The sequence below is a fragment of the Mesorhizobium sp. M1169 genome, assembly GCF_040318345.1.
Taxonomy (GTDB): Bacteria; Pseudomonadota; Alphaproteobacteria; order Rhizobiales; family Rhizobiaceae; genus Mesorhizobium.
Window position 1 is genome coordinate 1 of record NZ_JAMYME010000089.1, and the last position, 6,128, is coordinate 6,128.

Below are 6,128 nucleotides of genomic sequence, written 5' to 3' on the forward strand. Positions count from 1 at the left end.
CCATGCACATGCCAACGGCAATGCCAAGGCCGTGACCGAGCGAGCCGCCGGTGATCTCCATGCCGGGCGTGTATGGCGCCATGCCCGACATCGGCATACGGCTTTCATCGCTGCCATAGGTTTCGAGCTCTTCCTCCGGCAGCACGCCCGCTTCGATCAGAGCCGCGTAGAGCGCGATCGCATAGTGTCCGATCGACAGCAGGAAGCGGTCGCGTCCCTCCCACAACGTGTCCTCCGGCCGGTAGCGAAGCGCATGGAAATAGGCGACGGCAAGCACGTCGGCGACACCCAGCGCCTGTCCGACATAACCTTGGCCCTGGACTTGGCCCATTCGCACGGCATGTCGGCGGATACGATAGGCTCGTTCGGCCAGGCTGACATTGCTGCCAGCGCGAGGCATCTCAAGATCCGTTATCCTCTCAGCCATGGATCAGCATCCCACCGTTGACGTCGATCACGGCGCCGGTGATGTAGCTGGCCAGATCGGACGCCAAAAAGAGATAGGCGCCAGCGACGTCGCGCGCATCCCCCAGCCGGCTGAGCGGGATTCCCTTGATGATGTCGGCGCGCATGGCTTCGGTCAGTTTGCCGCCGGTGATGTCGGTCTGGATCAGGCCCGGTGTGACACAGTTGACGCGGATGCCTTCGGGACCGAATTCGCGCGCCATGGCCTTGGCAAGCCCCAGAACACCCGCCTTGGCAGCCGAATAGTGCGGGCCACCGAAGATGCCGCCGCCGCGCTGGGCCGAAACCGACGACATGCAGATGATCGAGCCACCGCCATTTTCGCGCATGTTCGGGATGAATGCCTGGCTGAGATAGAGCACGCCGCGTAGGTTGACATCGAGCATGCGGTCCCAGTCAGCCGGGCCGATATCCAGTGTCTTTGCGGGCTGCGTGATCCCGGCAATGTTGCACAGCACGTCGACCTTGCCGAAGGCTTCGGCCACTTCGGCAGCAGCCCTCTTGCAGGCATCGAGGTCGGCGACGTTACAGGCGAGGCCAATGTGCTCGGGCCCAAGCGACTCGGCGGCGTCACGGGCCTGTTGCTCATCGAGGTCAAGAATAGCAATGCGCGCGCCTTGCTCCGCCATCAGCGTTGCCGTGGAGCGGCCTATCCCCCGAGGGCTCGCGGCCCCTGAAATCACCACGGCCTTGCCCTTCAGCAACATGTCGAACTCTCCTGCTATTTCTCTTTGCCGGTGATCTAAAGTCGGTAGAACCGGGCGGCGTTGTCGTGGAACAACGCAAGCCGCTCCTCATGGGTGTAGCCTCGCGTGATCTCCTTGAAGGCGTTCACGATCGCATCGAAGCTCGAAAACAGCTTGTCGACCGGAAAGTTCGTCGCGAACATGCAGCGGCCGACCCCGAACGCCCCGAACGCTTCCTCGACATAGGGACGGATCGATGCAGCGGTCCATCGCCAGTCGCCCATGCCGAGACCCGAGATCTTGCAGGCGACGTTCGGCGCTTGCGCCAACTGATGCATGCCTTTTCTCCAAGCATCGAAATGCTCAGGGCCATCGACCTGCATGCCGGTGTGATTGAGAATGATCTGGACGTCGGGGAAGTCCAGCGCGAGCTCGAGAAACTCGCCCATCTGCGGATAGTAGAGCTGCAAGTCGAAGCTCAACCGGCGCTTCGCCAGTTCCCGGAAGCCACGTCGCCATTCGGGTGTCCGGCTGACCTCCGGACGCGACTGATAGGTCTTGGCGGGGTCAGGATGGTAATTCATCGACTGCCGTATACCGCGGAAGTTCGGATATTCCATGTGGCGGTCGAGGAGGTCGCCGACATCGGGTATGGACAGGTCGGCATAGCCGACGATGCCGTGGGGGAAGCCCCGCTTGTTGGCGATCTCCTGCAGCCAGCGCGTCTCCCCAACCGGATCGCTGGGATCGAACCCTACGTCCAAGTGCACCGATTTCACCAGGGTCTGGTTCCTGGCGTCTTCCAGGTAGTCGTCGAGAAGGTAGCTTTTGCGGATCGCCTCGTAGTCACCGAAAGCCGACGGCTTAACCCCGTCGGTCAGCCACGGATAATAATTGGTCTCCAGATCCCACAAATGATGGTGCGGATCGATGAACGGCAGCTCGGCCACGGTCGGGATTCCTTGCTCGAGGTCTGGACCCCCCCGGCCACGCCGGGGGGTCCATTGGGTGGCGGTCAGTTGCTCGGCGGAAAGACGCGGGCAATGACCCTCTTGGCCTCAGGACTCTCGACCTTGTCGGCGGTCACAAGAGGCATGACCAAGGCCAGGTCCTGGGTCACCGGTGCGCCCGTCAGTGCGTTGTAGACCTGCTGGGTTCCGTCGATGCCCTGTCCCACCGCCTCCTGGAAGAAGATGCCCTGGATCGCTCCCTTCTTCAGCAGCGCGATCGTGGTCGGCGAGCCGTCGGCCACGGTGATGCCGATCTTGCCGGTGAGGCCCCGGGTCTCGACCACCTTGGCGGCGCCGGTGCCGGCTTCGTCATACATGCCGTAGATGGCCTTGATGTCGGGATTGGCGGTCAAGAGGTCGTTTGCCTGGGTGACGGCCTCGTTGATCGTCAGACCCCGCGTTTCCAGCATCTGGACGAGGTCGCAGCCGTCGGCGGCAAACGCCTCCTTGGCGCCCTTGAGGTATTTCTGTGCATTCTCCCGGTCCTGCGGCAGCGACAGCATGCCAACCTTGTTGCCGCCACGCTCCTTGGCAAGCTCGCAGGTGAATTTCCCCTGCGCCTTGCCGGTCTCATAGTTGTTCGCGGTGACCGAGGACGTATAGTTGGTGAGGCCCGGTTGCGGCCCGATGCCGGCAAAGGCGATCGGCACTTTCTGCTTCGCTAGATAGTCGAGCAGCGGCGGTGTCGAGGTCGAGCTGACGGGGCCGATCACGATGGCCGCGACGCCTTTGGTCACGGCGGTCCGCGCATTGTCCATCTGCTTGGCGGGTGAGTTTTCCGAAGTGTACTCGACATAATCCATGCCGAGTTCCTTGGCCTTCTCCTTCACGCCGTACCCGACCCATTGCCAGTAGGAGATGTCCAGCGACGGGGCGATGTAAGCGACGGTCTTTTTGTCCTGTGCGTATGATGCGCTGGACAAGGCGGCCGCCGCCAATGCTGCAAGTAGTATGGTCTTCAACTTCATCTTGGTTCCTCCCGTTGATGATCTAGAGTCGGTTCTTGCTGCTGAAGCGGTCGATCAGAACCGCGAGCAGGATCGCGGCGCCGGTGACGGAGCCTTGCCAGAAGCTGTTCACGCCGATGAGGTTCACGCCGTTCTGGATGCAGGTGATCATCAGAGCGCCCAGCACGGCACCGATCGCGCTGCCGGTTCCGCCAAAGAGGCTGGCCCCGCCAATGACGACGGCGGCGATTGCCTGCAGCATCAGGCTGGCGCCGGCCGTGGCTTCGGCGTTGAGGATGTAGCTTACCGTCAACAGGCCGGCGAAAGAGGCAAGCAGGCCCGAAGCGACATAGGCGGCAAACTTGATGCGCAGAACCGGGATGCCGAGCAGCCGGGCAGCAATTGCCGACGAGCCGACGGCATAGAACCAGCGTCCGAGCACGACCTTTCGCAGGACGTATTCCAGCGCGATCATCAATATGATGCAGAACAGAAGATGGTTGGGGACGCCCGGGATGATCTCGCCCGAATTCAGGAGCCAGAAATCCGGCGCGCCGATCGGCATCGAACGACCATTCGTGACGATGAAGGCCAGACTGCCCGCCACCGCGTAGGTGATGAGCGTGACGACGAAAGGCGCGAGCCCAACGACCGTGACCAGAAGACCATTGATCGAGCCGAAGACAAGGCCGACGGCCAGGCCGGCAGCACTGGCGGTCAGTCCGTCGGCGCCACTGGCCATCGCCAGCGCGGTCACCATACCGGTCAAGGAAAAGACTGAACCGACCGAAAGATCGATGCCGCCGGTGACCACGACCAGCAAAACACCGAGTGACATGATGATGAGGGGCGCGGCGGCCTGGATGATGTTTTGCACATTGCCCATGCTGAGTGCAGCGGGCACGAACATGCCGACGGCCAGCAGCAGGACGACGATTGCGGCGGCAATCGCGCCTTCCGTTCGGTAGGACAAAAGAACTGCTGGGACGCGCGAGTTGGTGGTCCGGAGTTTGTCGGTGGTCGTGGTGCCGTTGCTCGCGTCGGTCATGCCGCCATCCCCGTCAGTTCGGCGAGCCCGTCTTCGGTGTAGTGCTCTTCAGGCAGGAATCCCTTCGGCTGCCCATCGGTGTCAAAGGCGAAAATGGCGTCGCAAAGCTCGAGCAGTTCGACGTTCTCGGTCGACCACCAGATGATGATCGCGCCAGCGTCGGCCATCTCCCGGATCAAACCGTAAATGTCATGCTTGGTGCCGATGTCGACGCCACGCGTCGGCTCTTCCAGCACCACCATCCGGAGCGGCAGCCCAAGCCAGCGTGCGACGAGAAGCTTCTGCTGGTTGCCGCCGGACAACGAGGCCGGCAGGTCCCAGATCGAGCTGGCTTTCAACTTCAGCGCTGAAACGAGATCGTGACATTCCTGCCGCTCGGCTGCGGCCACGATCCGCCGTCTTTCGCGAACCCTGCGTGCTGCAAGCACGTTATCGACGATGGGCAGCTGCGAAAGGATCCCCTTGGTTGCGCGGTCGCCCGAAACAAAGCCGATACCGGCCCGCGCCGCTGCCGCTGGAGACGAGAAGCGGTCCGCAAAACCCTCGCCGGAAAGGCGCCAGCCAGCCCCGGGTCCGGCGCCCACCAGGGGAGCAATGAGGCCGGTCGGGCCTGCGGGCGCGCCGGCCAGTCCCAGGATGGTGCCGGACGAAATCGCTATCCTGACGTCGCCGGGGCCGAGGAGTTCGACTGGTATGCCCTGTCGGAGGTGTTTTTGCGGGTTGCGGTGCCTTGCCGGACGCTGCGCGTGTTGGCCCATCTGCTGGACGATTTCGGCGTCGCTGAGCGATGCAAGCGGCGTGGCATTCGCGATCGTGACGCCATCGCGCAAGATCGTGCAGACATCGCAGAGCGCGCGGATTTCCCGCATACGGTGAGAAACAAAGACGATGCCGATGCCTTCCTCGTGCACCAACCGCTTCAGCACCGAGAAGAGTTTGGCAGTCTCGCCGGCAGTGAGATTGGCCGTGGGCTCGTCGAGAAGCAGCACTTCGGCTCCGGTGGAAAGGGCACGAGCGATCTCGACGATCTGGCCTTCGTGGAGGGACAATTTGCGCGCCGGCAAATCGATGATCTCTTCGCCGATCGCTGGGTCAATCAGCCGCAGCGCTCCGAGCGCGGTTTCGCGCATGCGGCGACGGCTGATCTGCGACCAGCCCGACCTCGCATGCACAATGCCGATGTTTTCCGCGACCGACAGCTCGGGCAATAGCGCCAGCTCCTGATGCACCACCGCCATGATCGGGCTGGTGTGGCCGGCCTTCGACGAGGCGAAGCTAATATCGCCGGCATCGCGTGAGATCAGCCCGGTGATGATGCGGATCAGGGTGCTTTTGCCGGCGCCGTTGCCGCCCAGGAGCGCGTGGATTTCGCCAGGCCGGACCTGAAAACTCACGCCCCGAAGGACCCGTGTTGCGCCGTAGTTCTTCTTGACATTGGAAGCCTCGATCAGGGGCTTCCTGGTCGATGCCTGTCCAACTGCCGGCACATTGCCGGCACTACCCAAGCTTTGGGTTGAACTCGGCTCCATCCTGTATCTCCTTCCGGGACCACAGGATGATGCGACCGATTGACATTAGGCTCAATTCTCGTTTCTTAATATTCTGTGTAGCTGAGCTTAACTGACGAGGACGATGTCAGACATCAAGTTCAATTCGATGACGCATTTCGAGGCGGTCGCGCGGCTCGGCGGCGTGGCAAAGGCCGCGCAGGAATTGCAGGTGACACCTTCGGCGGTCAGCCAGCAGCTGCGGCTGCTCGAACACCAACTCGGGGTCCGGCTTTTTCAGCGCGAAAAGCGCCATCTCTCGCTCACGATCGACGGTGAGCGGCTCTTCCAGACCACCACCCAGGCTTTCGAATCCATACGCGAGGTGCGTAATGCCATCGTGCGGCAGCGCGAAAGCTTCCAGCTTAGCCTGCGCGTCAGTCCTTCCTTCGGCGAGAAATGGCTGGCGCCGCGGTTGGCCGAGT

Annotated in this window: 7 protein-coding genes; 1 reads left to right on the forward strand and 6 read right to left on the reverse strand. The window is 62.4% G+C overall.

Features of this window, described 5'->3' with window-relative positions:
* The 6 genes from NKH41_RS33635 to NKH41_RS33660 all read right to left on the reverse strand — a co-directional run.
* A partial coding sequence (locus NKH41_RS33635; protein ID WP_502898630.1) for a thiamine pyrophosphate-binding protein occupies positions 1 to 400 on the reverse strand: 400 nt, incomplete at its 3' end.
* A gap of 19 nt (positions 401 to 419) precedes the next feature.
* Positions 420 to 1,172: an SDR family NAD(P)-dependent oxidoreductase gene (locus NKH41_RS33640; RefSeq protein ID WP_023722445.1), complete on the reverse strand. Its 753-nt coding sequence runs from the start codon at positions 1,170 to 1,172 to the stop codon at positions 420 to 422.
* Between the two features lie 35 nt (positions 1,173 to 1,207).
* Positions 1,208 to 2,101, reverse strand: coding sequence for an amidohydrolase family protein (locus NKH41_RS33645; protein ID WP_031195132.1), 894 nt, complete (start codon positions 2,099 to 2,101; stop codon positions 1,208 to 1,210).
* Between the two features lie 65 nt (positions 2,102 to 2,166).
* Positions 2,167 to 3,129 carry a substrate-binding domain-containing protein gene (locus NKH41_RS33650; protein WP_352516222.1) on the reverse strand — a complete coding sequence of 321 codons (963 nt, stop codon included), beginning with the start codon at positions 3,127 to 3,129 and terminating at the stop codon, positions 2,167 to 2,169.
* Positions 3,130 to 3,151: 22 nt separating this feature from the next.
* A complete protein-coding gene (locus NKH41_RS33655) occupies positions 3,152 to 4,156 on the reverse strand; it encodes an ABC transporter permease (RefSeq protein ID WP_352509974.1) in 1,005 nt (334 codons plus the stop codon).
* Complete coding sequence (locus NKH41_RS33660) at positions 4,153 to 5,685, reverse strand: ATP-binding cassette domain-containing protein (RefSeq protein WP_352593530.1); 1,533 nt, start codon at positions 5,683 to 5,685, stop codon at positions 4,153 to 4,155. The genes NKH41_RS33655 and NKH41_RS33660 overlap by 4 nt, the downstream gene beginning before the upstream one ends.
* Positions 5,686 to 5,812: 127 nt before the next feature.
* On the opposite strand from NKH41_RS33660, the gene NKH41_RS33665 reads away from it, so the two are divergent.
* The coding region (locus NKH41_RS33665; RefSeq protein ID WP_352516389.1) for a LysR family transcriptional regulator at positions 5,813 to 6,128 on the forward strand (316 nt) is incomplete at its 3' end.

Excerpts from the sequence above, each read along its gene's own strand:
- NKH41_RS33640 (WP_023722445.1), bottom strand. The coding sequence starts at position 1,172 with ATGTTGCTGAAGGGCAAGGCCGTGGTGATTTCAGGGGCCGCGAGCCCT.
- NKH41_RS33650 (WP_352516222.1), bottom strand. The coding sequence starts at position 3,129 with ATGAAGTTGAAGACCATACTACTTGCAGCATTGGCGGCGGCCGCCTTG.
- NKH41_RS33655 (WP_352509974.1), bottom strand. The coding sequence starts at position 4,156 with ATGACCGACGCGAGCAACGGCACCACGACCACCGACAAACTCCGGACC.
- NKH41_RS33660 (WP_352593530.1), bottom strand. The coding sequence starts at position 5,685 with ATGGAGCCGAGTTCAACCCAAAGCTTGGGTAGTGCCGGCAATGTGCCG.